This window comes from Microbacterium sp. MMO-113 (genome assembly GCF_037148555.1).
GTDB lineage: Bacteria > Actinomycetota > Actinomycetes > Actinomycetales > Microbacteriaceae > Microbacterium.
Genome location: NZ_JBBCTD010000002.1, coordinates 119,791 through 146,542 on the forward strand (window position 1 = coordinate 119,791; position 26,752 = coordinate 146,542).

Below are 26,752 nucleotides of genomic sequence, written 5' to 3' on the forward strand. Positions count from 1 at the left end.
TCACGTGAACAGGAACGACAGTGCCACCCCGACGACGATGGCCGTACCGACGTAGACGAGGTTCGGCAGCTGGAACGAGTGATCGAAGACGAACTTGCCCATCTTCGTCGTCCCGGTCTGGTCGAACGCGACGGTCGCCACCTGGCTGCCGTTGGCGGGCAGCGTGTAGATGCCCATCGCCGCCGGCCACAGTCCCACCAGCAGGGAGGCGGGCAGACCGATCGTGATGCCGATCGGGACGATCGCGTTCGTGGCGCTCGATTGGCTGGTCGTGAGCATGGCGACCGCGAAGAGCGCCAGTGCGAACAGCAGGGCCCCGAGGAAGGCGGACGAGCCGGAGACGACCGACCCCAGCCCGTCGACGATGAGGGTCTGGTTCGCGGCGACGAACGTGTTGGCGAGCCACGCGATGCCGAACAGGGCGATGGCGCCGACGATGCCCGCGGGGAAGGTGGACTGCTTCGGCACGTCGGCGGCCTTCACCTTGCAGAACACGAAGATCAGCGCGGCGATGATGCCCATGACGACCTCGATGATCACCGTGACGCTCAGGCGCAGCGGATCGCCGTTGTCGTCGGTGCCGATGACCGGACGGAGGTTCTCGAACAGGCCGAAGAACACGATCACCGCGACGCCGGCGAGGAACAGCGAGGCCGACAGCACGGCGGTCGGCGGGAGCTTGTTCTCGTGCGCGTCGACGGTGGGCGGCTTGATCTGTCCCTCCGCCAGGCGCTTCTGGTACTCCGGGTCGTCCTCGAGGTCCTTGCCGTGACGCATCATGACCAGCGCGGCGACGAGGAGGCCCGCGATCGATGCCGGCCACATGATGAGGAGCAGACCGCCGAGGTCGACGCCCTGCGGCGCCAGCAGCACGACCATCGAGGCGGTGGCCGCGGAGACCGGCGAGCAGAGGATGCCGACCTGCGAGGCGACGGCCGAGACCGACAGCGCCCGCTCCGGCCGGATCTTCTGCTGGTAGGAGACGTCGTAGATCACCGGCAGCAGCGGGTAGAAGATGTTTCCGGTCCCCGCGCCGACCGTGAAGAGGAACGACATCGCCGGTGCGAGGAAGACGACGGACTTCGGCCGTTTGCGGATGACCTTCGCCGCCACCGACACCATCCAGTCGATGCCGCCAGCGGCCTGCATGGTCGAGGCGGCGGTGATGACCGTGATGACGATGAACACGGCGTCGACCGGGGCGTTGCCGGGGGCCTCCCCGAACACGAACACGAGCACCGCGACGCCGACGAGGCCCCACACGCCCAGGCCGATCCCGCTCGTGCGGGTGCCCATGAAGATCGCCAGGACGACGACGATGAGCTCGGCGACGAGGATCCAGACGTTGTCGTTCACGACGACGGCCCCTTCACGATCGGTGCCGATCCGGAGAGGATCTGCACGGGCAGCTCGGTCTCGACGATCTCCCCGTCGACCGCCTCGACCTTCAGCGCCAGTGCGTTCTCGACCGGGCTGACCGCGGTGACGAACTCGCCGTTCTCGAAGTGGAGCGACTGCAGATTGCCCACCGCATAGCCGGTGGACAGCTCGCCGCTGAGGAGCGAGGCGTGGAAGAGCGGCCGGCGCTGGTCCTCGGCGTCGTAATGCGGACAGAAGCTGCCGTGCAGGAACCCGAGGCCCTCGGGGAGCACCTGCAGGGTGGGGCCATAGCTGTCGGTCGTGCCGCCCTCGAACCAGCAGATGCCGCCCGCGCTGCCGCCTGTGAACACGACGTTCGAGGAGGGGTCCTCCCACATCTCGCGCATGATCTCATCGAGGCCCTGACGCTTCCAGACGTCGAGCATGTTGGCGGTGTTCCCCCCGCCGACGTGGATGACGTCGAAGCCCTTCACGAAGCCGGCGAGGTCGTCGACCGCCCGATGGAAGAGCGGCAGGTGATGCGGCGCGCATCTGTCGGAGTCGTACGTGGAGTAGAAGCTCACGATGTAGGCGGTGTCGTCGCCGGTCGCGGTGCCGACGAAGAGGACTCGTGGTCGCTCCTTGCCGGTGAGCTTCAGGATGTACTCGTGCGTCGGATCGTTCCGACGTTCCATCATGGCCTTGCCGGCCCCCGTTGCGACGATGTGCGACATGCCCCCACCTCACTGTCGAGTGCGAATGCGCTCAACCTAGCGTCGCGGTGCAACCGCCGTCCAGAGCGGTCACCCTGGCCGGGTGAATCCGGGCCTCTCAGCCGAAGATGCGGGCCGTGCCCACCATGCCTTCCAGAAGGGCGATCGTACGGGCGCGGGGGCCCTCCGGCGCGATGCCGAGCACGCGGGCGAGCTCCAGAGCGAGGGCGGCGTGCCCGACCGCGCTGGGGTGGAACGGGTCGTTCATGAGGCCCCACGGCACGCCGCCGTTCCCCAGCTCCGCGAAGTGCGCGTGCTGGTCGACGAGGATCACGTCCTCCGCGGAAGCGACCCGGCGGACGGCCTCGGCGAAGTCGGCGATCCGCGCCCGCTCCGGCGCATTGCGGACGTCGATGGCGGGCGGCGTCTGGAGCACCGGGATGGCGCCGAGCCCGCGTACCCGGCGCACGAAGTCGTGCAGAGACGCGGCGTAGTCCTCTGGCGAGATGACCGGTCGCGGTCCGCCGTCGGAGGCGTCGTTGGTGCCGACCATGAGGGTCACGACATCCGGCTGCCAGGCCGCGACCCGACGCTCCCAGTCGTCGAGGATGTCGACGATCCGGTTGCCGCTGATCGCGGTGTTGAGGACGATGTCCCGGACGCGCTCGAGCTCGCCTCGGACCAGCTCGTGGAGGTGCTCCGGGTAGCTGCGCCCACCCTGGGTGTGCACCAGACCGTGGGTGATCGAGTCGCCGGTGATGACCCAGTTCAGCGGTGCGGGGTCGCGGAGGGCGGCGGCGAGGCGGCTCAGGTCGTCGGACGCGGTGGCGGAGGAGGCGGAGGGGGCGATCGGCACGTCTCAGAGCTTATCCGCCGCCAGCGCTCTGCTTCCGGACAGGGCGGCGTAATGCCCTGGCATCGTTCCCGTCCTGTTTCCCGAGGGGCGAGGCTGGGCACGTGAGCGCGGACGGGATCCGCGGCCCAGGACATCGTCGAATCCCCAACCAGACGATGTGGAGAAATCGAGTCCCTCGTGCGGCGGGCTGCTCCCCCGGCCCGCCGCACATCCCCGGTCCGGGAGACGTTCCGTCGGCCCATTCCGGAACGCCGATATACGCGCGGCTGCGAACACCGGCGACCCGCCGCATGAGGGGTACCGTCGTTCGCGGCCCGTTTGAGGGAGGGGAACCTTGCGGGCCGGGGGAGAGCTCCGCGGCATCGCCGCGAGCAAGGGTGCGCCGCTCCGTGCGGCGTGGAGACGCGCGGCGTGCGTCGTCGAGATCCGCAATCCGGCGGAGTCCGCGTAGTACGCCGGGCTTCACCGTGTCTCATCTTCGACCGTGCCCACGTCGCGTGCGCGCGGCTGTCACCGGAGGAACACATGCTGACCCATTTGCCACCCGTCCGACCCCGCTCGGGACGGAGGAGCCGCGTCGCCCGCCGCGTCGCGGCCTTCGTCGCGATCGTCGGAGGAATCGTCGGAGCCCTGCTCGCGCCCGTCGTCGCGACGGCGGCACCGCCGTACACGACCAGCGCCGCGGTGTCGTCGCTCGCCTTCACGGAGAAGGCCGTCGCGAGCGGTACCAAGGCCGAGCTCACCGGCACCTGGTCCCTGCCGGACAACCCGGTGGCACCGGCCGGGTTCGTCGTCGATCTCCCCGAGGATCTCCGCGGGCTGCCCGACGCGTTCCCGCTGCTCGACGCCGATGACCAGGAGGCGGGGAGCTGCGTGGCGACCGCCACCCAGCTCGTCTGCGACATCGACAGCACGTACCTGCAGGAGCACCCCGTCGGTCTCTCCGGGGGCTTCTCCTTCTGGGTGACCGTGACCACCGAGGTGACGGAGACCACCACGGTCACCTATGACTTCGGCGACGTCACGGCCGCCGTGGACGTGAAACCGGACCCCTTCGCCTGCTCGACGGACTGCGACTTCCGCGGTCGGACCAACTTCAAGAGCGGGGAGTATCAGAACTCGTCCGACACCATCGCCTGGGACGTCGCCGTCGGTGCGGGAGCGAAGGGCATGGTCGCGGGTCAAGAGGTCGTCGTCACCGACGTCATCGGTCCGGATCAGGAGCTCCTGCGCGAATCCGCCGCCGGCGAGCGCTACCCGTCGCTCTGGGTGGCCACCGGGCTGGAGACGCTCCCCAGCGGCCTGGTCGTGCCGGGGCCGATCACCGAGGTCCCGGCCTCCGATTACACCGTCTCCGCGGACGGCACCACCGTGACCTTCACCGCCCGCGAGGGGGCCTTCTACAACGTGCACTACCTCTCGCGCGTGACCGACGACGGCGCAGCCGGCAGCTACCGCAACGCCGCCGAGATCCGGGTCGGCACCGAGACCTCGTCGACGGTCACGTCAGAGGTCACCCGCCACGGCGGCTCGGGGACGGGGAACGGCACGCGGGTCGGGCGGTTCACGGCGCTGAAGACCCTCGCCGGTGAGGCGGCCGCGACCGAGCGGATCCCTGCCGAGACCCGGTACGTGCTGGAGTACGCGTATCCGGCGGGCCGGGGCTTCCCGGCGGGGTCCGGGGTGCTCACGCTCGAGGCGGGATCGTCGGTGACGAGCCCGGCGCTGCCGGTCGGTGCGGAGGTCACGGTCCGCGAGCGCGCGCCCGAGTCGGTGGCCGGCATCGCCTGGGGGACGCCGCCGATCAGCCCGGAGCGGTTCACGGTAGGGGACGAGACCGTCGCCGTGAGTGTGCAGAACCCGGTGTCCGTCGTGCCGCCGCCGACGCCGAGCACGCCGCCGACCCCGGGCACTCCGACCACGCCGCCGACGCCGGGCACTCCGACCACGCCGCCGACGCCGGGCACTCCGACGACGCCCACCACGCCGGGAACTCCGGGCAGATCGCTGGCGTCGACCGGTGGCGAGATCGCGGTCACGGGTCTGGTCGCCGGGGTGCTGCTGCTGGGGATGGGGGGTGCACTGGCGGCCGCGCGACGCGCACGCCGCGGCAACCACTGATCGCACGTGCCGTGCGGGGTGCTGCCGATGTCTGTCGGCCGCACCCCGCATCGGCGCGAGAACGCACGGGCGAGGTCTGTCACCTCGCCGATTGATGCCCTGGGGGAAGGGAACACCATGAGCGACGAACGCAGAGACGAAGAGAGGGAACGCGATGCCGATCTGCTGGACCGCGTCCGTGGGGGGGACGAGCAGGCCTATGCGGAACTGTGGGAGCGGTACGCACCCGCGGCCGCGGCTGTGGCGCGCAGCTACTGGTGGTCGGCCGATGCCGACGACCTCGTCGCGGAGTCGTTCACCCGCATCTACCAGGCGATCCAGGCAGGGAAGGGTCCGACGGCCGCGTTCAAGCCGTACCTGTTCGCCACCATGCGCAACCTCGCCATCAGCTGGGGGCGTGCCCGTCGCGAAGTGCCGATCGAGTACATCGAGGCAGTGGAGGATCCGAACAGCACCGACGCCGCCGCGGACGCCGACTTCGACGCCTCCCTCGTCTCCCAGGCCATCCTGGCCCTGCCGGAGCGCTGGCAGGACGTGCTGTGGTTCGGCGAGGTCGAGCACCTCTCGATGCACGAGATCGGCAAGCGCCTCGACATCAGCGAGCGAGCCGCCGCGGTCCTCGCCTTCCGGGCCAGAGAGGGGCTCCGGCAGGCCTGGATCACCGCGCACGTCGCCAGCCGTCCGCCGGCATCGCGAGAGTGCCAGTGGACGATGGGGAAGCTGGGCGCGCACGCCCGCCAGCGACTCACCCCTCGAGACACCGCTCGCGTGCACGCCCACCTCGACGAGTGCGCCGAGTGCCGCGCGAAGGCTGACGAAGCCCGTCACGCCAGTTCGCGCATGTTGTCGGTCCTGTTCCCCGCCGGCATCGCCGTGGGGGTGGGCGCGCAGATCTGGCAGTCGTTGACCTCGGCGGGACTCTCCGCCAGCGCCGCACCGCTGCCGCCCGCGATCGCTGCCCCGGTCGCGGGCATCGCCGCGGCGAAGGCCACTGTCGCCATCGTGACCGCGGTCGCCACGACGACGCTGGCAGCGAGCGTCGTCGCCACCGTCGTTGGCGGCACCGCGGTGGACGCGACCCCCGCCGCCCGTCAGGTCGTGACGTGGACCGTGCCGACCCCGACGGCATCGCCCTCGGCGGCCCCCGCCCCGGTGGCGACGCCCGTCGAGACGACGAAGCCTCCGGTGGAATCCGAGCCGCCCGCCCCGGCGGAGCCTCCGGCGAATCCGGATCCGGAGCCGGCGCCGGACCCGGTTCCTGAGGCGACCGTGCCGAGTCCGCCGGTCCTCATCTCCGTCCCGGGCCAGGTCTCACGCACCAAGCTCCTGTCTGTCACCGTGGCCTGCGAGGCGGGCGCCGACCTGACGGTGTCCGCGTACGGCGCCACGCTCGCGGCGGGAACCTGCGCGGCGAACGAACGGTGGCAGGCGAGCTTCGAGGTCGACGCCTACCCGGTCCCGGCAGGGACCGCGGTGACCCTGAGTTTCGCGCAGTCCAACATCGCCGGAGTCTCCGGGGGCGCGATAGCTGAGGTGGTCATCGTGGATTGAATTTTGGACCGCGCGTAATAACCCCCGCGCAGTGCTGTCCCATAAGGGTTCGCCATCTCCGGATACCAGCGGATGAAGAGATCGAGATTGGAATCACACCGCCATGAGGAAACGATCGGGCGCCTTCGTGCTCGGATTGCTGCTCGCCCTCGGTGCCGTCGTCGCTGCGGCCCCCGCGACCGCTGCGACGGGAGCGGCGACCATCGTCGACGCGAACACCGGCAGGTTCACGCTGCCGGACGGCACGGTCGCCACGGCGACACTGTCGGGTGGCTCGCGCATCTTCGGGGGCGAGGGCAAGACGCTGAGCTCTTGGAGCGGCACGGACGCGATGTACGCCCCCGGCGTCTCGGCGAAGGACCTCGCGACGCTCAACGTGCATTCGAAGGCGAACTGCGGCACGGCGTCGCGGTGCGGTGAGGGGCAGCTCACGATCACGTTCGACCGCCCCGTCGACGACCCCGCCATCCACATCGCCGAGTTCGGCGCCGGGACCGGAGGTACCGGGATCGCCATCGCGGACGGCATGCGCTTCGCCTCCGCCGACGGCGGCGCCACCCGCGCGGTCGTCTCCGACGGCGCGACCTTCGTGGATGGAGGCGACGGGTACGTCCGTGGCGACCTCCGCATCTCCTGCACCGCGGCCTCGCGCCCCGGGGGCTGCGGAAGTTTCACCGTCCCGGGCACCCAGATCACGCGCATCGTCTTCGACGTCGCCCGCTTCGCCCTCGGCGGCACGCAGACGACCGCGACCGACGGCTACGCGCTCGGGATCACGGCCACCGCCACACCGGACCCGAAGCTCGCCGGTCTCTCGATCGCGAAGGTCGTCGACAAGGCGGCCGCCGCGCCCGGCGACACCCTCGACTACACCCTCACCGTCCGGAACTCCGGCGAGGCGGACGCCGGGCAGGTGCCCGTGACCGACACCCTTCCCACCGGGCTGCGTGATGTGACGGCCGATCAGGGCGGCGTCGTCGCGGACGGCACGGTCACGTGGACGATCGACTCCCTCCCCGCCGGCGGCACGAGCACGCTGCACGTCCGCGGGACGGTCGATCGCGCGGGTGCGGGCAGCACGCTCGTCAATCGCGCCGTGGTGAAGAACCCCGCCGATGCCGCGGCCGAGACGCCCGCACCCACGTCGGCGACGCCGTGTGCGGACGACGCGGGTGCCGCTTGCGCTGCCACGACGGTCGCCGCCCTGCCGGCGTTGTCGCTCGCGAAGACGGTCGACAAGCAGGTCGCCGGCCACGACGAGGTGCTGACGTACACCCTCGTCGTCGCCAACGCCGGCACGGGTCCGGCGACCGACGTCCCGGTGACCGACCTCCTGCCGCCTGCCCTGACCGCGGTCTCGGCCGATCAGGGCGGCGTGGTCGCCGACGGGACCGTCCGCTGGACCCTGCCCGAGGTGCCCGCCGGGGGCGAGGTCGCGCTGCACGTGACCGGAACGACCCCGGGAGGCCGGGACGAGGCGCAGCTCCTCAACCGCGCCACCGTGCAGAACCCTGCGGATGCGCCCGCCGGGACTCCGGCGCCGACGGTGACCACGCCGTGCCCCGACGACCCGCGGCAGGCGTGCGCCCTGACCGCGGTGGCCGCGCTCGCCTCGCTCGAGATCGACAAGACGGTCGCGCAATCCGCGGCGGTCGCCGGATCCATCCTCGACTACACGATCACCGTGTCGAACGTCGGCCCCGGCACCGCGGCCCAGATCCCCGTCGTCGACGACCTCCCGGACGGCGCACGGTTCATCGCCGCCTCGGCCGGGGGCGTCGCCGTGCAGGACCGCGTGGGCTGGGTGGTGCCGGAGCTCGGACCAGGGGAGTCTGCCACGATGACCCTGCGTGCCCAGCTGCCGCGCGACGCGGAGGGCACCATCGTCAACCGCGCCACCGTGGCCTACGACGAGTCGATGATCGCCGGTCTGCGGGCGGCAGCGGTCCAGGCCGGGATCGCCGTCCCGGGCGATCTGTCCGGCCTCCCCGCGCTGCCGCCGCTGTCGGCGGCGCACGCCTGCGCGGACGACGCGCAGTGGTCGTGCGCGGCGACCGTCGTCCGTGCCCCTGCGGCCGCAGGGCTCGCCCAGACCGGCGGCACGCCGCTCTCCGTCCTCCCCGCGATCGCGCTGCTGGCAGGTGGGGCTCTGCTCCTCATCGTCTCCGCGCGTCGCGCGACCCACCGATAACCACTGATCGCGTCAGCCACGGGGGACCTCCCTCCGGGGGCTGATCGAGGTACCCAGAAATGCACTTCTCACAGTCCACTTCGTCCGTTCCGCTGCCGAAAGGCTCCGTCATGATCGTCTTCGGGACCCGTCCCGAGATCATCAAGCTCGCCCCCCTCGTCCGGGAGTTGGGAGACGCCGCCTTCGTCGTCCATACCGGTCAGCACTACGACCCGGGGATGTCCCGGGTGTTCCTCCGAGCCTGCGGGATCGAGCGGGTCGACCTCCAGCTGCACGTCGGAGGTCTCCCGCGGGCCGCCCAGATCGGCCGCGCCGCCGAGCAGATCGCCGAGGCCATCACGCGCTTCGAGCCGGGGTACGTCGTCGTCCAGGGGGACACGAACGCCACCTTCGCCGCCGCTCTGGCCGCGAACGCCGCCGGAGTCCGCCTCGGGCACGTCGAAGCAGGACTCCGGGCGAACGATCGCCGGATGCCAGAGGAACACAACAGGGTGATGGTCGACCACATCGCCGACGACCTGTTCGCGGCGACCGAGGCGAACCGCGCCAACCTCCTCGCCGAGGGCATCGATGATGCGCGCATCCTGGTCACCGGCAACCCGGTGGTGGAGGCGGTGCGTGCGCAGCGCGCCGGGGCGGAGGGCGATGCCGAGGCGCTCGCCGAGCTCGGACTGACTCCCGCAGGCTACGTCCTCGCGACCGTGCACCGACAGGAGAACGTGGACACCCCGGAGAACCTCCTGGCCACGCTCCGTGCGTTCAATGCCATCGCGGCATCGGGGTGGCCCGTCGTGTTCCCGGTGCACCCGCGCACCAGGGCGATGCTCACCACGCTGGACGCCACGCATCTCCTGGACGCGCTGATCGCCGAGGAGCCGCTCCCCTACGAGCGGTTCCTCGCGCTCGCCGCGCATGCCGCCCTACTGGTCTCCGACTCCGGAGGCATCCAGGAGGAGGCGACGGTGATCGGGCGCCCCGTCCTCGTCGTCCGGGACTCGACCGAGCGCCCCGAGGCGCTGGGCTCCTTCACGCAGCTGGTCTCACCGCAGGAGCTCGCCGCTGCGGCAGCCACCCTGCTGGATGCGGTGGAGCCGACCCTCGCCCGACTCGCCACCGTGCCGTCGCCCTTCGGTGACGGCCAGGCCACTGCGCGCATCGCGGCGCACATCCGCACCACCGTCGTCCCGTCCCGTACCGAGGAGTCCTGATGTACAGCAACGCCCTGACCACCCCGCTCGCCACGGTCGGCGCCCTTGCCGCCACCGGGCCGGAATCCATGACGACCGTGGTCATGGCGGCGGGGATCGCGGTGACCGTGGGGGCGGGACTGCTCCTGCGCACCCGCCTGCTGCGACGATCGTCGCCGGCTCCTCGCCCGATCCGCCGATCCGTCGCACCGGAAGAGGACCCCGTGCAGGGGAGGACTCCCTGATGTTCCCGGTGCTCAACGCGTTCACGGTCCTGCTCGGCGTCGCGTTCGTCACGTACGTCCTGTTCATCCTCATCCCCTATCTGCGTTATCCGAAGACCGTTCCCGGTGACCCGGCGCACTTCGAATGGCACTTCTTCATCCCGTGTCGGGACGAGGAGGCGGTCATCGACACCACCGTGTCGCGGGCGCGGCGGGACTTCCCCGGGGCCCACGTCTGGGTGATCGACGACGACAGCGAGGATGCCACGGCGGCGATCGTCACGCGCTGGGCCGATGCCGACGAGCACGTGCATCTCGTCCAGCGACGGCGGCCCGAGGCGCGGACCGGCAAGGGCGACGCTCTCAACGCCGCCTACCATCAGCTCCTCGCCTGGCTTCCCGCCGACGCCGATCATGATCGGATCGTCGTCGTCGTCATCGACGCGGACGGCGAGATGGAACCCAACGCCCTCGAGATCTGCGCGGCCGACGACATCTTCGGCGACGAGAGCGTGGGGGCGGCGCAGATCGCGGTGTGGATGAAGAATCGCGACGACCCGAAGCCGTACCCGCACGGTGGTCGGTTCGCCAACATGTTTGCGCGGTTCCTGCTGCGGATGCAGGATCTCGAGTTCCGCACCACGATCGCCGCGATGCAGTCGCTGCGAGCCAAGACGGGGACGGTCGGGCTGGGAGGCAACGGGCAGTTCACCCGGCTCTCCGTGCTCGACGCGATCGGCGACACGTTCGGCGAACCGTGGCACGGCGCCCTGCTCGAGGACTACGAGCTGGGCGTGCACGTCGTGCTGGCGGGCTACCAGGTCCGCCACGTCTACGACACGCACGTGAACCAGGAGGCGCTTCCGTCGATCCGCCGCCTGCTCACCCAGCGCACCCGGTGGGCACAGGGGAACATCCAGTGCGTCAAGTACATCCGCGAGGTGGTGAAGTCGCCGTACGTCGACAACGCCGGGGTCATCGAGACGGTGTACTACCTCGTGCTGCCGTTCCTCCAGATGCTCGGCGGACTTTCGTTCCTCATCCTGTTCGGAGCTCAGGTCGGGTACTGGGTGCAGCAGCCGGAGCTCTTCCGGGTCGCGCTCGGCGACACCCTCGGCGTCCTCGGGCTGCTGTTCGCCTTCTCCGTCGCCCCGTTCGCCGTCTGGGGGTTCGTCTACAAGATCCGCTGCGAACCCCAGGCGAGCTGGTTGACGGCGCTGGGGTGGGGGCTTGGGGTGTGGCTCTACGTCTACTACATGTACATCTGCATCGCGCGGGCGTTCCTGCGCATCGTCCGGGGCAAGAACGGCTGGGCCAAGACACGCCGCAATGCGGAGGCCCACGTCGTCGTCAACGGATCCGTCGCCGTGGAGGCCTGATGACCACCGTCACCGAAACCCTGCCCCTGCTCCGCGCCCGTCGGCTGGATCGGGTGTCGCCGCCGAACCGTGCCGCGCGCGTGGTCGTGGCGCTGCTGATGCTCGCGGCGGGGGGAGCGCTCCTGGCGGTCAACACCACCTTCCGCGCCATCGAGGCGGTCGTCGCGACGTGGTTGCTCTCGCCGTTCGTCGAGGGCCAGCGTGCAGCGATCGGCGAGCACTACCTCGTGTGGACCCCGACCGGAGACCTGATCGCCCTGCAGGTCACGGTCGAGTGCACGACGCTGCTGATCGGACTCCCGCTCACGGCCGTCGCGGCGGTGATCCTCGCCTTCACCCGCGTGCGGTGGAGCCGGCTCTTCGGCGGGCTCGCGGCGATGTGGGGCATCGTCTTCGCGGTCAACATGCTGCGGCTCGTGCTGATCGGCTGGGCCACGCAGACCTGGGGCCTCGATCCCGGATACAAGGTGAGTCACGTCTTCGTGGGATCGCTCGTCGGCGTGCTCGGCTACGTCGTGGGACTCGTCGTGATGCTCCTCATCATCGGCGTCCGCGCACCGCAGCGCCGGTATTCCCGCCGCGCACGGGCGTAATCGTCCGTCATCGTCTCTGTCTCATCCGCGGCGAAGCACTCTGCTCGTCGTGTCCACATCAAGAAGAGAGGCTCATCATGAAGAGCATCCTCAAGACCGCATGCAGCGCCGGCGTCGGCCTGCTGATCGTCGGGGGCTCGATCCTCGGCGCGCAGGGGGCCATGGCCGCCGACGAGCCGGACTCCCCGAGCACCACGTCCAGCGGCGGGGTCTCCTCGGTCCGCAGCACGGAAGACCTCGACGGTCAGGTCTCGACGCGCGGCTACCTGGGTCGAGCCACCCAGACGGCCGCGACGGGCGTGACGCCGGGATCGGAGATCAAGGAAGGCGCGATCGTGCAGCTCGTCAACGACGAGCAGATCGACGGCGTCTACAAGGTGATCCTGCCGGTGCCGGAGCACACGACCTTCGTGTCGGCGACCAGTGGAGGCCAGCTCATCGGCAGCAATGTCGTCTGGACCTTCAACGTCGCGCACGACGGCGGCACCAGAGCCGTCACGCCGATGGCGACGTTCACCGTCGACGCCGACTACTGGGGTCCGCAGATCACCAACAACGCCACGGTGCTCTACACCGGTGGTGTCTTCACCGACGACCACCGCTTCACGTACAACTACAGCCACAGCTTCGCCGAGCGTGCTGCGGTGCCGGTGGCCGATCCGACCGTCGGACTCGCGGGGGCCGGGGTGATCGCGGTCGGAGCCGCGGGCGCGTTCGCACTGCGCCGTCGTTCCTCGGCGACCCGGTGACGGGCGCCGGACAGAGACGGAGGACGAGAGACCTGTGAAGAAGACATCCTTTCTTCGGGGTGCGCTGACCGTGGGGGTGCTCACCGCTCTGGCGGCGGGCGCCCTCGCGGGCGCCCCCGCCGCCTCGGCCGCCGACGTCAACGGCTGGAGCGGATCGGGAGACACCCGTACCGCGTCGGCCGCCGGCGCCACGGCCCGTATCACCACCACCGACAAGGTGCAGATCAAGAGCTCGGGGAACGTGGTCAACCTCGCCACGGTCCGCGACGGCGGAGAGCTCGGGCTCAACGTCATCGGCCTCAACGAGGGATACCCCTGCAAGAACGGCATCGAGTGCGTCCGCGGGAACGTCGTGATCGACTTCGGACAGAAGGTGACGAACCCGAAGATCACCCTCGCCAACCTCGGCGGTGACGTCTACTCCCTCGGCGGCGTGGTGCAGAGTTCGGCGAAGTACACGCTGAAGACCTCCGGGGTGAGCCTGCGCGCTGTGAGCGGGAACCTCGATGTGACATCGAACACGATCACCTCGACCTCCTTCGCCGCCAAGACCGGCACGGTCCAGGTCACCGGCACGGTCTCGAAGGTCGAGTTCCAGCTCAGCATGCGCTCGAAGGGCGCGTTCCTCGGACTCGTGCCGACGTGGACGAAGGTGCCGAGCGACCTGCACAGCATCGACATCGATGTGGACAAGCCCACGGCGCCCGCGCTGACGGTGGACAAGAACGACCACCGCGACTCGGCCGTGATCGGCGACCAGCTCTCGTACGACATCGTGGTGCGCAACACCGGCACCGGTGCGGCGAGCAACGTCGTCGTCAGCGACGACCTGCCTGCCGGGCTCACCGGGATCACCGCGGCGTACACCGCCGGCACGACCGGGACGGTCTCGATCACCGGGCAGCGCGTCCAGGGGACCATCCCGTCGCTCGCTCCCGGGGCGTCCTCGACGATCACCGTGAAGGCCACCGTCGGCGACGCGACGCCGATCGGGAACCTGCGCAACAACGCGTGCGCCGTGGCGACCTCCACGAACCAGGCGTGCGACTGGGACGACACCACCATCACCAAGAAGACGACGCCGGTGCTGACCATCAGCAAGGACGACGGTCAGGGTGATGTGAAGCTCGGTCAGAACCTCACGTACGACATCGTCGTGCGGAACACCGGAGACGGCGCAGCCACGAACGTCGTGGTCAGCGACCCGCTCCCGGCCGGTCTCGACTTCGTCTCGGGCAGCGGCCCGTCGGGCGTGACGGTGAGCGCCTCCGGCCGCTCGGTGACCGCCGACCTCGGGACGCTCGGGGCCGGGCAGTCGGTCACGCTGAAGGTGAATGCCAAGGTCAACCAGTCGGCGCCTCCCGGGGTGCTGACCAACCAGGCCTGCGTGGTCGCCGGGAACGCCGCGAACGTGTGCGCGACCGACACCGACACCGTCAAGCGCGAGTTCTTCCAGTACACGTTCAACTCGAACCCGACCGACCCGCAGCCCGGGCAGGTCGTGACGTACCGGCTGGAATACGGCAACAACGGCAACGTCGACTCGGCGAACGCGGAGATCGCGTACGCGCTGGCCGGCATCCTCGACGATTCCAGCTGGAACCCGTCGAGCGTGACCGCCAATCGCGGCACCGTCACCGTGAGCGGCGACAGCATCGACTGGAAGGGACCCCTCGCCTCGGGTGAGACGGTCGTGATCACCTTCACCGGTGTCTGGAACGGGAACGGCGACGGCTTCGCCTTCCCTGACGTCACCTACTACGGCAGCGCGCGCTAGCCGGAACTCAGGCGGACGCGCGGGTGCAGGCCCCTCCTCTGGAGGTGGCCTGTGCTCGCGCGTCCGCCTGTTTCCGCGTGTGGCGGGTCAGTCGCGGTCGGCGCGACTGATGAGGTCCATCAGCTCGTCGAGCGTGTCGACGTCGATGACCTCGGTGCCGTCGGGCTCGCGCACCTCGATGCCGTCGACCTCCAGCTCCTCATCGAGCTGCACCAGGATGCGCGACTCCGGGAACTGCTTGGGGGCGACGAACGCCAGCAGCACGGCATCCGCGAACACGACGACCGACGTGGCCTCGAGGTCGTCCCGCAGGTCGATCTGTTCGACGACGGGCTCGTCGTGCACCGCATCCTCGATGTCGAGCGCGACCTCCTCGACGATCGCCCGCCAGCGCTTCTCGCTCATCGAGAGCACGCGCGCGATGGCCGCGACGAGCTCGTCCGGATCCAGGTCCTCCGCGCTCTCGTCGCCCTCCAGTTCGGGGTCGACGTTCACGGTCACGACGGTGCCGGCGGCATCCAGGCTCGCCCGACCGTAGACGAGACCGTTCTCGGACACGGGGTCTTCGAGCAGACCGCTCTCGACGATGCGGGACAGGAGGAGATCGAGCGCCATGCTTCCAGTCTCGCGCATCTCGCCCGCCGCGGCCCCTGGTTCTTTCGCGACCCGGATCGGGACCGCGCGTAACGGAACGCCCCCACCCGCCTCTTGTTCACCGGACCATCCCGACTCGACGGCCCCCGGCCGCGTTCGAAAGGCAGGCTGCTGTGACCCGTCGTCCCCTCTCCCGCGGCATCGGCGTGGCGCTCGCCGTCGGTGCCGCTCTCGCCCTGGCGATCCCGTCATCCGTGCTTCCGGCGGCCGCTGAGGTCGCCCCCGACGCCCCGGCCCTGAACTGGGTCGTGAACACCGCCCCCGGCGGCCCGAGCGAGGAGACGCTGCGCGCGGCCATCGCCGATGCGGGAGGGACGCTGCTGATCTCGTACCCGGAGATCGGGGTCACCGTCGTCCGGGCGCCCGAAGGGGCGTTCGCGACGCAGCTCCGCGCTCAGCCGTGGGTGCAGTCCGTCGGCCCCACCCGCACGTCGACCGCGCCGGACCGTCTCCCGGAGCCCGCGGCGTCGGCGGCGGGGGGCACGGAGGAGCCCGAGGCCATGCCCGCGGAGGGCACCGCGTGGGACACCGTCGCCGTCGGCGCGACGACCCCCGGCGGAGCCGGAGTCGTCGTCGGGGTGGCGGACAACGGCATCGACGCCGGGCATCCCGACCTCGCCGACCGCATCGACCCCGCACTCTCCGTCGGCTGCGGGATCAACGGCGTCCCTGACACCCGGCCCGTCGCATGGCAGCCGGCCGCAGGGCTCGTCGGAGCCCACGGCACCCATGTGGCAGGGAGCATCGCCGGCGCCGCGAACGGCTCCGGGATCCGCGGCATCGCCCCGGATGCGCGCGTCGCCGCCATCAAGGTCGACAACCAGGCAGGGCACATCTACCCCGAGGCCAGCATCTGCGCGACGATGTGGGCGGTCCGACACGACATCCCCGTCGTGAACCACAGCTACTACGTGGACCCCTGGTACGTCTGGTGCGCCGGTGAGGAGACACAGTCCGCCGCCCTGGAGGCCCTCCGCCGCACGTACGCCTATGCGCACGAGCAGGGCGTGGTCAGCGTCGCCGCCGTGGGCAACGAGGCGCAGGACCTCGCCACCATGACCACGGACGTCCTCAGCCCAGACGACGGCGCACCGGAACCGCGCCCCGTCGACTCCTCCTGCCTGAAGGCCCCCGCCGGACTGCCGGACGTGATCTCCGTCGCCGCCGCCGATCAGGACGAGACCAGCGGCACCGTCGTCATGGCCGGATTCTCCAACTACGGAGCGGGCAAGGTGACCGTCACCGCGCCCGGTGTGGTCTGGTCCGCGGTGCCTCGCCAGGATGACGGCTCGATCTACGCTCTGTTCCCCGGTACATCCATGGCCTCGCCGCACGTCGCGGGGCTCGCTGCTCGCATGCTCGCCGCCGACCCGACGCTCACTCCCGACGAGGTCACGCGTCGCATCAGGGCCACGGCCGACGGCGTCGCCGACGAGGGACCGGATCGGGTGGGCGCCGGACTCATGGACGCCGACATCGGCGCCTCCGTCCCCGCCGTCGGGGTCTACTCCCGCGTGGCGCTCACCGGGCAGTCCTTTCGGGTGACCGGCAGCGGACATCCGCCGCGGAGCACCGTCGAGCTCCGCGTAGGCACCGCCACCATGCCGGTGCAGACCGACGCGCAGGGACGGTTCGCGACCGTGTTCCCCCTCCCCGCGGATGCTCCAGCCGGGCCGAGCACCCTGATCGCCGGCGAGGCCAGTGCCCCCATCGTCATCCGCACCTCCCCGGCCACGCCGACCATCCTCACCCCGAAGACCGGGGCCACGGTCACCGCGACCACGACGACCATCTCCGGTACCGGCGTCCCGGGCTCCCGGGTCCGGGTGCACGTGCGCGACGGGGAGCTGACGCCGTTCCTGCGGTTCGTGACTGTGCGCGACGACGGCACCTGGACCGTCAACGCGCCGCTGACGCAGGGGACCTACGAGGTCGTGGCCAGGACGATCGTGGGCAGCGACACCTCGGCCACCACCGCGCCGGTCCGGTTCTCGGTGCACACGAAGTCGGCGATCGGCTACTCGGTCGAGCTCTCCCCGCAGCCCGGGGCTACGCACGACACGCTCATCCTCCTCGATCTCGCGAATGCGGGGGCGGCGGGCGGACGAGCGGTCGTCGACATCGATCTGACGACTTTCGGGGACGTCGAGGTCCCGGTGCCGTCGGTGGGCGAGGTCGAGCGGACGGCCCGCGGGCTGCGGTGGACCCTCACGCTGGACTCGGCGGAGAAGGCCCAGCTGCAGATCCCCGCGGCCTCCGGCGACGTGCCGGCCTTCCCCGTGATCGCCGTGCGGTGAGACAGGCGGCCACGCCGGTTCAGGCGCTTTCCGGAAGCGATTGCCTGAACCGGCGCGACCGCCTGCGCGTCAGAGCCACCTCTTGTACTTGAACACCCCATAGAGCCCGACCGCGAACGCGGCCATCGCCCCGATCGCCATCGGATAGCCGAACGCCCAGTGCAGCTCGGGCATCACGTCGAAGTTCATGCCGTAGACGGTGCCGACGAGCGTGGGTGCGAAGATGATGGCCGCCCACGAGGAGATCTTCTTGATCTCGTCGTTCTGGGCGAGCCCGGCCTCCGAGTGCCGGCGTGCGACCAGCGCCGACTGCACCGTCAGGGCATTCTCCAAGATCGCGCGGAACGAGTCGACGCGCTCGTTCACGCGGATCGTGTGGTCGAGCACGTCCCGGAGGGAGCGCTGCAGCTCCTCGTCGATGCGGTACTTCTCCGACCCGCGGCGCAGCCATTCCAGCATGCCGCTCAGGGGGTGCACCGCGCGCTGGAAGTTGATGACCTCGCGGGAGAGCTCGTAGATGCGGCGGGAGAGGGCGTCGTCGTCGCTGTCGCCGAAGAGCTGGTCCTCGATCTCGTCGATGTCGTTCTCCAGGCCCGCCACCACGGGCTCGTACTCGTCCACGACCTCGTCGAGGATCGCGTAGAAGACCGCTTCCGGTCCCATCGCGAGCAGCTCCGGGTTGGCCTCCATCCGGCGGCGGACCGCGGCGAGGTTCGGCGACTCCGCGTGGCGGATCGTCACCACGAAGTCGGGGCCGATGAACAGGTGCAGCTCACCGAACTCGATCGACTCCTCCTTGTCGCGGTAGCGGGCGGGGCGCAGCACGGCGAAGAGCGTGTCGCCGTAACGCTCCACCTTCGAGCGCTGATGCCCCGAGAGCGCGTCCTCGACGGCGAGCGGATGCAGATCGAACTCGCGGGCGACGGAGGCGACCTCTTCCGGACTCGGTCGGTACAGGCCGATCCACGCGATCCCGCCGGCGGCGTCCAGCATCCGGTAGGTCTCGTCCAGGTTCTTCGGGGTCTCCACGCGACGTCCGTGGACGTACACGCCGTTGTCGATGAGCGCCATGATGCGGCTCCGTTCTCGCGGGCGCACGGAGACGCGTGTCTCGCGTGCGGGTTCGTCAGGGGGCGGGAGACGCCGCCGATGACTGCGAGGCGAGAGGCACGGACGCGGAGCAGGAGCTCAACGCGTGGGTGCCGGGAAGCGCGACGCAGCGAGGGCGGCGCCGTTACTATCGTCGGACATCGCCATCACCGCCTTTCCGTGCTTCTCCGGGGGCCAGCTTACCCCTCCGTTTCGAATCGCCCGAATGGCCCCATTCCGGCCGCAGATGCCGCCAAGTGCGCGATTCGAAAGGTCAGGGGACGATCGCGTCGATGTAGCCGCCGTCGACCCGGACCGCGGCGCCCGTCGTCGCCGAGGCGAGCGGGGACGCGAGGTAGGCGACCATGTTCGCGATCTCCTCCGGTTCGATGAGCCGCTGGAGCAGGGACTGGGGGCGGTGCACGCGCATGAACTCGCGCTGGGCCTCCTCCCACGACAGCTGCGGATCCACGAGCGAGTACACGAAGTCCTCCACGCCGCCGGTGTGGGTGGGGCCGGCGAGCACCGAGTTCACCGTCACGCCCGTGCCGGCCGCCTCTTTCGCGAAGCCCCGGGAGACGGCGAGCAGTGCGGTCTTCGACATCCCGTAGTGGATCATCTCCGCGGGGATCACGACCGCCGAGTCGCTCGCGATGTCGAGCACCCGACCCCAGCCGCGCTCCTTCATGCCGGGCAGGGTCGCGCGGATGAGCCGGACGGCGGCGAGCACGTTCACGTCGAAGTACCGGCGCCACTCGTCGTCGGAGATGTCGAGCGCGGGGGTCGCCCCGAAGATACCGAGGTTGTTGACGAGGATGTCGACGTCTCCGGTGGCGGCGAGCACGCGGGCGGCGCCGTCCTCCGTGGTGACGTCACCCGGCGCGGCGACGAGGCTCCGGTCCGGATTCTCCTCCTGCAGCGCGGCGATGACCGACGACACCGTCTCGGGACTCCGGCCGTTGACGGCGACCCGTGCTCCCGCGTCGGCCAGGGTCGTGGCGATGGCGAGTCCGATGCCCTGGGTGGATCCCGTGACGAGGGCGGTCTTCCCGGCGAGGTCGATGCGCATGATGTCTCCTCCGTGTCGCTGCGGCCCCGGGTGCAACGCCCGTCGCGCCGGTTTCATGCCCGCGCGCTCTCCTGCCATGGAAGGGGCCGGGAGTCGGGCGTGCGCGCACGGTCCGCGTGTGGAAGGCCCGAGTCTCGGACATGCCGTCTCCGTGCGGGACGGGAAACGGGCCCGGGACAGGAGCGGGAGGCGCGGTTTTGATCCCGCACGGCGGGACGCGGCGCGTGCGGGATGGGAAACGCGCCGGGGGTGAGCCGGGGAGGTGCTCTTCTGATCCCGCACCGTGGCGGGGGTGGGCGGACGGGCGAGGACGCACCCGGGACAGCGGGCCCGGCTTCGAGACCGCGTGCGGGACGGGAAACGGGCCTGGGGGATAGAAGTGGGGGCGTTTTCGATCCCGGGAGGTGGGTGCCCGGGTCAGAGGGGGATGGGGGTGCCGGCGCGGGAGGCGGACTCCTGCGCGGCCTTCACGATCTCGACGGTCCGGATGCCGACACCGGCGTCGGGCTGAGGCTGACGGCCCGCGCGGACAGCCTGCACGAACTCCTCGAGCAGCAGGGCGTCGAGGTCGGCCCCGACCGGGGTCCAGGTCTCGCCGTGGGCATCGTGACCGGACACGCCCTTCGCGAAGGGGCTCACGGTCACGGTCCCGCGCTCGGCCACGACCTCGAGGGTGAGGCCGCCCCAGGTCGGCGAGCTCAGCGGCCAGCTCCACGAGCAGTCGATCGTGGCGATCACGCCGCTCGGGTACTGGATCGTCACGAGGCCCCCGGTCTCGACCGCGAGGTCGCGCTCGGCGTGCAGGATGCTGTTCGACACCGCGCGGACGGTGTGCGGCCGCCCACCCAGGAGATCGTCGAGGAGGTCGGCGCAGTGCACGACGTGGTCGACCAGGGCACCCCCGCCGGCGAGGGCGGGATCGGTGAACCAGGCCCGGTCCTGCGGGAGCTTGCCGTTGTTGATGCCGGTGACGCCGAGGATCTTCCCGAGGCGTCCGCTGCGCAGCTCGGCGACGGCGTCGCGCACCGCGGGGGAGAAGCGCACCGGGTACGCCACCATGAGCAGCACGCCCGCCCGGTCGCAGGCGTCGCGCATCGCGATCGCGTCCTCGACCGTCGTCGCCAGCGGCTTCTCGCACAGCACGTGCACGCCGGCCGCGGCGGCCTGCTCGACGAGGGCGCGGTGACGGGAGTTCTCGGCGGCCACCACGACCGCGTCCGGACCCCAGGCGAAGGCCTCATCGTAGGTCTCGACGTACGCGACCCCGAGCTCCGCGGCCAGGGCGGCACCGCGCGGAGCGTCGTCCGGGGCGGAGGCGCCGTCGGGGTCGGCGGCGATCAGCTCGACACCGGGCATCTGCTGCAGCGCGTGCACGTAGCTGAGGGCGTGCGTGTGCGCGAAGGACAGCACGGCGATCCGCAGCGGGCGGGGAGCGGTCATCGGGTGGCCTCCTCGGCGACGGCGACGGCGGGGGACGAAGCGGGGAGGGCGACCGGGGCTCCGGAGGCGATCGAGGCGTAGGCGGCCTCGGCGACCGCGACCGCCCGGATCCCGTCCTCTGGGGTGACGGCGGCCTCGCGTCCCTCTGCGATGGCGGCCACGAAGTCGGCGATCTCCGCGTAGTACGGGCTCTCCTCCGGTGACATCGGCGGGAGGTAGTCGGTCGCGCCCTCGACGAGCACGGCGTCGGTGCGCAGCGTGTGGTCCTCGGCGCTGTCGTAGCGCAGGCGCCCCTCGGACCCGGCGACCTCGATGCTCGTGCGGAACGGCATGCCGGGCTGCACCCAGCTCGCGTGCACGTGGCTGATGACTCCGTTGCGGTGGGTGAGCACGACATGGGCCGTGACCGGGGCCGGAACGCGGTCGTCGACCGTCGGCGGGTTCTGCACCGCGTAGACGCTGTCGACCGGCCCGGCGAACCACAGCGCTTGGTCGATGTCGTGGATCATGAGGTCGCGGATGACGCCGCCGCCCGCCCGCTCCGAGAAGAACCAGGGAGCCTGAGGCGCGGCGCCCAGACGGCGGAAGCGCTGCACGGCGGGGGTGCCGATCTGCCCGGCGTCGATGCCGGCCTTGATCCGGCTGTACTCCCCCATGTAGCGCACGACGTGGGCGGGGAACAGCCGCACTCCCGCGGCGGCTGCGGCAGCGGTCACCTCGGCGGCGGCCTCCGCGGTCGCGGCGAGCGGCTTCTCGCAGATCACGTCGATCCCGCGGGCGATGGCCCGAAGGGCGAAGTCGGCGTGGGTGCTGCTCGGCGTGACGATGTCGACGACGTCGACCTGCTCCAGGAGCGCGTCGACGTCGGCCACGACCTCGAAGCCGTACTCGGCGGCGATCTCCTTCGCGCCCTCCTTCGAGGTGACGAAGCCCTGCACGCCGAGCGCGCGCCAGGCGTCGGCGTGCACGCGGGAGATCCCGCCCGCGCCGATGAGTCCGACCTTCAACGTGCTCACTGCTTCTCCTCGGGGTCGTCGCCGGCCGCGGGGTCGTGCGGCAGGGGGGTGATCGGTGGGGCGGGCATGTCCTCGATGCCGTAGATGTCGCCCGGATGCCGCTGGAACGCATGCACGACGGCGCCGTGGGCGGCCGCTTCCGCACCCAGCCGGGCCTCCGCGACGGGCACCTGGAACGGCAGTCCGAGGTGGCCGGGCAGGGCGGCGCGCAGGGGGTCGAGCAGCTGCTCGTGCGCGGCCGAGAGTCCGCCGCCGATCACGACCATGGCGGGGTCGACCGTCATGATCAGGGTCGCGATCCCATGGGCGAGCTCGTCGATGAAGCCGTCGAGCTCCTCCCGGGCGGCCTGCTCCCCGCTGCGCGCCAGGGCGAACACCTCGGCGGCCGTTGGGGCGGTGCGCCACGAGATCTGCCCGGTCTCGGTGTTCAGGCCCCGGAACGCGAGACGGCCGATGTCTCCCGCCGCGTTGTGGATGCCGCGTCGCGGACGGCCGCCGAGGATGAGTCCCATGGCGATGCGGTTGCCGACCGAGAGGTAGATGACGTCGTCGACGAGCTGCGCGACGCCGAGGTGATGTTCCGCGACGGCCGCGAGCCGCACACCGTTGTCGACGGCCACGGGGCAGCCGAACGCCTGGCGCAGCTGCGAGCCGATGTCGATGCCGGACCACTCCGGGATGACGACCGAGGTGGTGACCCGCCCGTCGTCGTCGACGATGCCGGGCAGGGAGACGCCGATCGCCCGCAGGCCGGTCCGCGGCAGCGAGAGCGGGGCGAGCGTGCCCCGGACGTCGTCGATCACGGCGGCGAGCTTGGCCGGGCCGTCGGGTTGCTCCGCGACGCCGGGGAACGCCCGCTGGGCGATGACCACGCCCGCGAGGTCCGCGACGACGACCCGCACGCTCGCGACACCGATGTCCACGCCCACCACCACGCCGGCGGCGGCGTGGAAGGAGTAGCGGCGGGCCGGGCGTCCTGCGCCGCCGCCGTTCTGCGCCGGGGCGTCGACGAGGAGTCCGGAGTCGGAGAGCACCGCCACGGCGTTCTCGACGGAGGTGCGGGAGACCTCGAGCGACCGGGAGAGGTCGCTGACGGTCGTCGGTCCGGCGTCGCGCAGCCGGAGTGCGGACCGCGCCACGATCGAGAGCGTGCTGGTCGCGCCCATCGGGTCCCTCCTTCGTCTCCGCCATTGGTGCGATCAAATTAGCACACCCGATTCTCAGATAGGGGATTGTTGTTCACGGCCGAGAAACACGGCCGAAACAAGCCTCTGAGAACTTGTGCTTGACGAATTATCCAAAGCCAATGTCATAATGAACCGTACTCAGCACGGTTTACGCAAAGGAGCACCATGCGCGTCAGCAAGATCACCGGCGTCGTCGCGGGAGTCGCGGCCGCCACCCTGTTGGCCGGATGTTCGGCCGGCGGAGGCAACACCGCAGAGGGCGAGCAGGACATCACGGTCTGGCTCTACCCCGTCATCGCCGACGAGGCGGTGCACAAGGACTTCTGGGACTCGACCATCGAGGCGTTCGAGAAGGAGAACGAGAACGTCACCGTGAAGTACGAGATCTTCCCGTGGGCGAACCGTGACGAGGCCCTGCAGACGGCGATCGCCGCCGGCAAGGGACCGGACGTCGTCTACCTCATCCCCGACCAGCTCGCGGCGTACCAGAAGTCGATCGCCCCGCTGAACGACCTGCTCAGCGAGGAGCGCCAGGGCGACCTGCTCCCCAACGTCAAGGAGTCGGTCACGCTCGGCGGCGACATCCTCGGCGCCCCGATCCTCACCAGCGCGCAGCCGCTGATCTGCAACGCGGCCGCGTTCGAGGCCGCCGGGGTGACCGAGTACCCGGAGACGTGGGACGACATCGCTGAGATGGCTCCGGCGTTCATCGACAAGGGCATGTACGCCCTCAACTACCCGGCGTCGGCCGAGAACACCCTCAACCTCACCTACTACCCGCTGCTCTGGCAGGCCGGCGGCGAGGTCTACACCGAGGACGGCGAGGTCGGCTTCGACAGCAAGGCCGGCGAAGAGGCGCTCACCTTCCTGACCGACCTGGCCGAGGAGGGCGCGCTCGACCCGGAGGCCCTCACCACCAACGTCCCGCTGGAGCAGACCGCCATCGCCCAGGGCAAGGTCGCCTGCACCTGGAACAACGCCGTGACCGAGGTCGCGCCGTTCTGGGGCGAGGAGAACGTCAAGGTCCTCGCGCCGCTGACCGACAAGGAGTCCGTGGCCTACGGCACCGTCGGCTCGCTGTCCGTGCTCAAGGGCTCGAAGGCCCCCGAGGCCGCAGCCGCGTTCGCCGAGTTCGCGACCGGCGCCGACGTCGTCGAGCCGTACCTCAAGGCCGCCGGCTACTTCTCCGCGCTCAGCACCACCGAGCCGCTGTACGCCGACGACCCGCTCCTCGGCGAGGTCGAGAAGTACGTCCCCGACACCACGGTGGGCGAGCTCGACGCCAGCTCCCGTGCGCTCATGGGCGTGCTCTCGCCGGAGATCCAGGCCGCCCTGCTGGGCCAGAAGTCCCCGGCCGACGCCCTGAAGGACGCCGCGGCCGCCGCAGCCCCGCTGCTGCAGAAGTGACACCCCGGGGGCGTGCGGGTACCCGCCGCACGCCCCCTCTCTCCCGCCCCCCACGTGAGGAATCGACAATGACGACGGCCACCACGGCGCCGAAGCCCGCAGGACGGGTCGCCCGGGTGCTCGCCCGACGGGAAGCGCGCGTCGCGTTCCTGTTCGTGCTCCCCGCCTTCCTGCTGTTCATCGCCTTCCGCTTCGGCCCGAGCATCGCGGGTGTGGCGCTGAGCTTCTTCGACTACGACATCTCCGGCGAGATCGCCTGGCGCGGCCTCGACCACTTCCAGCGCCTCGTCGCCGACCCGCTGTTCTGGCGGGCGCTGGGGACCACCCTCATCTACACGGTCTTCGCGGTGCCGATCGCGCTCGTGCTGTCGACGATCATGGCCCTCGGCGTGCGCCGCGCCTTCCGCGGCGCCCGTTTCTTCCGCTCGATCTTCTTCCTCCCCGTCATCACCTCGCTCGTGCTGGCCGGCTCGATCTTCGTCTGGATCTTCTCCGCCAACGGTCCCTGGTCCGCCCTGATGACGCCGCTCGGCCTCGGCGGCTCCTGGCTCGGCAGCACCGTGCTCGTGATCCCCGCGATCGTCGTCGTGGGCGTCTGGTCCCGGTTCGGCTACGGGATGATGATCCTCATCGCCGCCCTGCAGGACGTGCCGCGCGAGCTGGAGGAGGCGGCGCTGGTCGACGGCGCGAACGCCTGGCAGCGTTTCCGCTGGATCATCCTCCCGCACCTGCGCCCGACGTTCTTCTTCCTCGCGGTGATCGAGACGACGGCCGCCTTCCAGGTCTTCGACGTCATCTACGTGATGACCCAGGGCGGGCCGGCGAATGCCAGCTACTCGCTCGTCTACATGCTCTACGACCAGGGCTTCCGCTACTTCGACTACGGCTACGCGGCCGCGGTGGGCGTGGCCCTGTTCCTCATGACCCTCGTGGTCGCCCTCATCCAGCGCCTCGTGATCGGAAAGCAGAAATGACCGCCCTCCTGCAGCCGCCGACGCAGACGACGCCGCCCGCGACGCGTCCCGCCGCGCGGAAACGCCGCTCGTTCCGCGCGCTCGAGCCGACCGGCTGGGGCATCGCCGTCCGCTGGATCTGGCTGAGCCTCGCCGGCATCCTCAGCTTCTTCCCCTTCTATGCCATGGTCGTGCTGAGCCTGAAGCCGGGCATGCTCGTCGAGCTCCCCGGCTCGCTGCTCCCGTGGAACGACATCTCCTTCGAGGCGTACGAGCAGGTGCTCGGCGGGCAGAACATCCTCGTCTGGCTGTTCAACACGCTCGTCTACTCGCTCGTGTCGGTCGTGGCGGTGCTGTTCCTCTCCGCGCTCGCCGGATACGCCTTCGCCAAGAAGCGCTTCCGCGGCAAGGAGGTCATGTTCTGGTCGTTCCTGGCGATGGTCATGGTGCCGTTCCACGTGACGCTGATCCCGACGTTCATCCTCATGGCGAACCTCGGCGGCATCGACACGTACTGGGGGCTCATCCTGCCGACGCTCGCGAACGCGCAGGCGGTCTTCCTCATGCGCCAGTTCATCCAGGGCCTTCCGGACGAGCTCTTCGAGGCCGCCCGCATCGACGGCGCCGGCGAGTTCCGCATCTTCCTGCGGATCGTGCTGCCGCTGTGCAAGCCGATCCTCGCGACGCTCGGGATCTTCGTCTTCCTCTGGCACTGGAACGACTTCCTCTGGCCGCTCATCATCGCCAAGTCCAACTCGATGTTCACCCTCACCGTGGGCATCTCGTCGCTGCAGCAGCAGGATGTGCCGCTCAGCACCATGCTCGCCGGCTCCGTCGTGGCGCTGCTGCCGATCTTCCTCGCGTACCTCATCGCTCAGCGGTACGTGCAGGAGGGCGTCACCGGCACCGGGATCAAGGGCTGAGAAGAAGGGAACCGCAC

The 26,752-nt window shown here is 70.5% G+C and carries 22 protein-coding genes; 13 read left to right on the forward strand and 9 right to left on the reverse strand.

The features are described from left to right. The 3 genes from WFJ36_RS07495 to WFJ36_RS07505 all read right to left on the reverse strand — a co-directional run bounded on the left by WFJ36_RS07495 (position 1) and on the right by WFJ36_RS07505 (position 2,928). Positions 1–1,356 carry an anaerobic C4-dicarboxylate transporter family protein gene (locus WFJ36_RS07495; protein ID WP_083391646.1) on the reverse strand — a complete coding sequence of 452 codons (1,356 nt, stop codon included), beginning with the start codon at positions 1,354–1,356 and terminating at the stop codon, positions 1–3. Continuing rightward, positions 1,353–2,093, reverse strand: a complete 741-nt coding sequence (locus WFJ36_RS07500) for a peptidase E (RefSeq protein ID WP_071327943.1) — start codon at positions 2,091–2,093, stop codon at positions 1,353–1,355. The genes WFJ36_RS07495 and WFJ36_RS07500 overlap by 4 nt, the downstream gene beginning before the upstream one ends. Before the next feature lie 97 nt (positions 2,094–2,190). Continuing rightward, positions 2,191–2,928 (reverse strand): SGNH/GDSL hydrolase family protein, encoded by a 738-nt coding sequence (locus tag WFJ36_RS07505; RefSeq protein ID WP_071327942.1) that lies wholly within the window; start codon positions 2,926–2,928, stop codon positions 2,191–2,193. Positions 2,929–3,453: 525 nt separating this feature from the next. Between WFJ36_RS07505 and WFJ36_RS07510 the strand changes: the two genes are divergently transcribed. From WFJ36_RS07510 to WFJ36_RS07550, 9 genes are all read left to right on the forward strand, one after another. Continuing rightward, positions 3,454–5,049, forward strand: coding sequence for a DUF5979 domain-containing protein (locus WFJ36_RS07510; RefSeq protein WP_336643024.1), 1,596 nt, complete (start codon positions 3,454–3,456; stop codon positions 5,047–5,049). 117 nt (positions 5,050–5,166) lie between these two features. Beyond that, on the forward strand, positions 5,167–6,600 hold the full coding sequence (locus WFJ36_RS07515; protein WP_071327940.1) for a sigma-70 family RNA polymerase sigma factor: 1,434 nt from the start codon (positions 5,167–5,169) through the stop codon (positions 6,598–6,600). Between the two features lie 103 nt (positions 6,601–6,703). Next, complete coding sequence (locus WFJ36_RS07520) at positions 6,704–8,791, forward strand: DUF11 domain-containing protein (protein WP_071327939.1); 2,088 nt, start codon at positions 6,704–6,706, stop codon at positions 8,789–8,791. A gap of 110 nt (positions 8,792–8,901) precedes the next feature. Continuing rightward, entirely contained in the window at positions 8,902–9,999 is a 1,098-nt protein-coding gene (wecB, locus tag WFJ36_RS07525; RefSeq protein WP_256209361.1) for a non-hydrolyzing UDP-N-acetylglucosamine 2-epimerase, read from the forward strand. Then, positions 9,999–10,223 carry an LPXTG cell wall anchor domain-containing protein gene (locus WFJ36_RS07530; protein WP_071327937.1) on the forward strand — a complete coding sequence of 75 codons (225 nt, stop codon included), beginning with the start codon at positions 9,999–10,001 and terminating at the stop codon, positions 10,221–10,223. The genes wecB and WFJ36_RS07530 overlap by 1 nt, the downstream gene beginning before the upstream one ends. Next, a complete protein-coding gene (locus WFJ36_RS07535) occupies positions 10,223–11,581 on the forward strand; it encodes a glycosyltransferase family 2 protein (RefSeq protein ID WP_071327936.1) in 1,359 nt (452 codons plus the stop codon). Before WFJ36_RS07530 ends, WFJ36_RS07535 begins: the two co-directional genes overlap by 1 nt. Continuing rightward, positions 11,581–12,174, forward strand: coding sequence for an exosortase/archaeosortase family protein (locus WFJ36_RS07540; protein WP_071327935.1), 594 nt, complete (start codon positions 11,581–11,583; stop codon positions 12,172–12,174). The genes WFJ36_RS07535 and WFJ36_RS07540 overlap by 1 nt, the downstream gene beginning before the upstream one ends. A gap of 77 nt (positions 12,175–12,251) precedes the next feature. Beyond that, entirely contained in the window at positions 12,252–12,923 is a 672-nt protein-coding gene (locus tag WFJ36_RS07545) for a hypothetical protein (protein ID WP_071327934.1), read from the forward strand. A gap of 34 nt (positions 12,924–12,957) precedes the next feature. Then, positions 12,958–14,700, forward strand: a complete 1,743-nt coding sequence (locus WFJ36_RS07550) for a DUF11 domain-containing protein (protein WP_336643025.1) — start codon at positions 12,958–12,960, stop codon at positions 14,698–14,700. An 87-nt stretch (positions 14,701–14,787) separates the two neighbouring features. Here the strand turns inward: WFJ36_RS07550 and WFJ36_RS07555 are convergent, their stop codons facing one another. Continuing rightward, on the reverse strand, positions 14,788–15,315 hold the full coding sequence (locus tag WFJ36_RS07555; RefSeq protein ID WP_071327932.1) for a cytochrome C5: 528 nt from the start codon (positions 15,313–15,315) through the stop codon (positions 14,788–14,790). 152 nt (positions 15,316–15,467) lie between these two features. On the opposite strand from WFJ36_RS07555, the gene WFJ36_RS07560 reads away from it, so the two are divergent. Then, positions 15,468–17,651 (forward strand): S8 family peptidase, encoded by a 2,184-nt coding sequence (locus tag WFJ36_RS07560; RefSeq protein WP_336643026.1) that lies wholly within the window; start codon positions 15,468–15,470, stop codon positions 17,649–17,651. Positions 17,652–17,720: 69 nt separating this feature from the next. On the opposite strand, the gene corA is transcribed toward WFJ36_RS07560, so the two are convergent. From corA to WFJ36_RS07585, 5 genes are all read right to left on the reverse strand, one after another. Next, a complete protein-coding gene (corA, locus tag WFJ36_RS07565) occupies positions 17,721–18,722 on the reverse strand; it encodes a magnesium/cobalt transporter CorA (protein WP_025104158.1) in 1,002 nt (333 codons plus the stop codon). Positions 18,723–19,014: 292 nt separating this feature from the next. Beyond that, the gene (locus WFJ36_RS07570; RefSeq protein ID WP_336643027.1) at positions 19,015–19,809 is read right to left on the reverse strand and encodes an SDR family NAD(P)-dependent oxidoreductase; all 795 of its coding nucleotides are present in this window, start codon (positions 19,807–19,809) and stop codon (positions 19,015–19,017) included. A 417-nt stretch (positions 19,810–20,226) separates the two neighbouring features. Further along, a complete protein-coding gene (locus WFJ36_RS07575; RefSeq protein WP_336643028.1) occupies positions 20,227–21,249 on the reverse strand; it encodes a Gfo/Idh/MocA family protein in 1,023 nt (340 codons plus the stop codon). After that, entirely contained in the window at positions 21,246–22,265 is a 1,020-nt protein-coding gene (locus WFJ36_RS07580) for a Gfo/Idh/MocA family protein (RefSeq protein WP_336643029.1), read from the reverse strand. Before WFJ36_RS07580 ends, WFJ36_RS07575 begins: the two co-directional genes overlap by 4 nt. Then, entirely contained in the window at positions 22,262–23,431 is a 1,170-nt protein-coding gene (locus WFJ36_RS07585; protein WP_071327926.1) for an ROK family transcriptional regulator, read from the reverse strand. Before WFJ36_RS07585 ends, WFJ36_RS07580 begins: the two co-directional genes overlap by 4 nt. 186 nt (positions 23,432–23,617) lie before the next feature. Here WFJ36_RS07585 and WFJ36_RS07590 point away from each other — a divergent pair, with 186 nt between their 5' ends. From WFJ36_RS07590 to WFJ36_RS07600, 3 genes are all read left to right on the forward strand, one after another. Next, positions 23,618–24,859: an ABC transporter substrate-binding protein gene (locus tag WFJ36_RS07590; protein ID WP_336643030.1), complete on the forward strand. Its 1,242-nt coding sequence runs from the start codon at positions 23,618–23,620 to the stop codon at positions 24,857–24,859. Positions 24,860–24,927: 68 nt separating this feature from the next. Continuing rightward, a complete protein-coding gene (locus tag WFJ36_RS07595) occupies positions 24,928–25,833 on the forward strand; it encodes a carbohydrate ABC transporter permease (RefSeq protein ID WP_062633348.1) in 906 nt (301 codons plus the stop codon). Further along, a complete protein-coding gene (locus WFJ36_RS07600) occupies positions 25,830–26,735 on the forward strand; it encodes a carbohydrate ABC transporter permease (RefSeq protein WP_312674201.1) in 906 nt (301 codons plus the stop codon). The genes WFJ36_RS07595 and WFJ36_RS07600 overlap by 4 nt, the downstream gene beginning before the upstream one ends. Positions 26,736–26,752 lie beyond the last annotated feature (17 nt).

Bases quoted from the DNA above. Each gene is read 5' to 3' on its own strand.
- WFJ36_RS07500 (WP_071327943.1), bottom strand. From the start codon at position 2,093: ATGTCGCACATCGTCGCAACGGGGGCCGGCAAGGCCATGATGGAACGT.
- WFJ36_RS07510 (WP_336643024.1), top strand. From the start codon at position 3,454: ATGCTGACCCATTTGCCACCCGTCCGACCCCGCTCGGGACGGAGGAGC.
- WFJ36_RS07515 (WP_071327940.1), top strand. From the start codon at position 5,167: ATGAGCGACGAACGCAGAGACGAAGAGAGGGAACGCGATGCCGATCTG.
- WFJ36_RS07520 (WP_071327939.1), top strand. From the start codon at position 6,704: ATGAGGAAACGATCGGGCGCCTTCGTGCTCGGATTGCTGCTCGCCCTC.
- wecB (WP_256209361.1), top strand. From the start codon at position 8,902: ATGATCGTCTTCGGGACCCGTCCCGAGATCATCAAGCTCGCCCCCCTC.
- WFJ36_RS07530 (WP_071327937.1), top strand. From the start codon at position 9,999: ATGTACAGCAACGCCCTGACCACCCCGCTCGCCACGGTCGGCGCCCTT.
- WFJ36_RS07535 (WP_071327936.1), top strand. From the start codon at position 10,223: ATGTTCCCGGTGCTCAACGCGTTCACGGTCCTGCTCGGCGTCGCGTTC.
- WFJ36_RS07540 (WP_071327935.1), top strand. From the start codon at position 11,581: ATGACCACCGTCACCGAAACCCTGCCCCTGCTCCGCGCCCGTCGGCTG.
- WFJ36_RS07545 (WP_071327934.1), top strand. From the start codon at position 12,252: ATGAAGAGCATCCTCAAGACCGCATGCAGCGCCGGCGTCGGCCTGCTG.
- WFJ36_RS07555 (WP_071327932.1), bottom strand. From the start codon at position 15,315: ATGGCGCTCGATCTCCTCCTGTCCCGCATCGTCGAGAGCGGTCTGCTC.
- corA (WP_025104158.1), bottom strand. From the start codon at position 18,722: ATGGCGCTCATCGACAACGGCGTGTACGTCCACGGACGTCGCGTGGAG.
- WFJ36_RS07570 (WP_336643027.1), bottom strand. From the start codon at position 19,809: ATGCGCATCGACCTCGCCGGGAAGACCGCCCTCGTCACGGGATCCACC.
- WFJ36_RS07575 (WP_336643028.1), bottom strand. From the start codon at position 21,249: ATGACCGCTCCCCGCCCGCTGCGGATCGCCGTGCTGTCCTTCGCGCAC.
- WFJ36_RS07585 (WP_071327926.1), bottom strand. From the start codon at position 23,431: ATGGGCGCGACCAGCACGCTCTCGATCGTGGCGCGGTCCGCACTCCGG.
- WFJ36_RS07590 (WP_336643030.1), top strand. From the start codon at position 23,618: ATGCGCGTCAGCAAGATCACCGGCGTCGTCGCGGGAGTCGCGGCCGCC.
- WFJ36_RS07595 (WP_062633348.1), top strand. From the start codon at position 24,928: ATGACGACGGCCACCACGGCGCCGAAGCCCGCAGGACGGGTCGCCCGG.
- WFJ36_RS07600 (WP_312674201.1), top strand. From the start codon at position 25,830: ATGACCGCCCTCCTGCAGCCGCCGACGCAGACGACGCCGCCCGCGACG.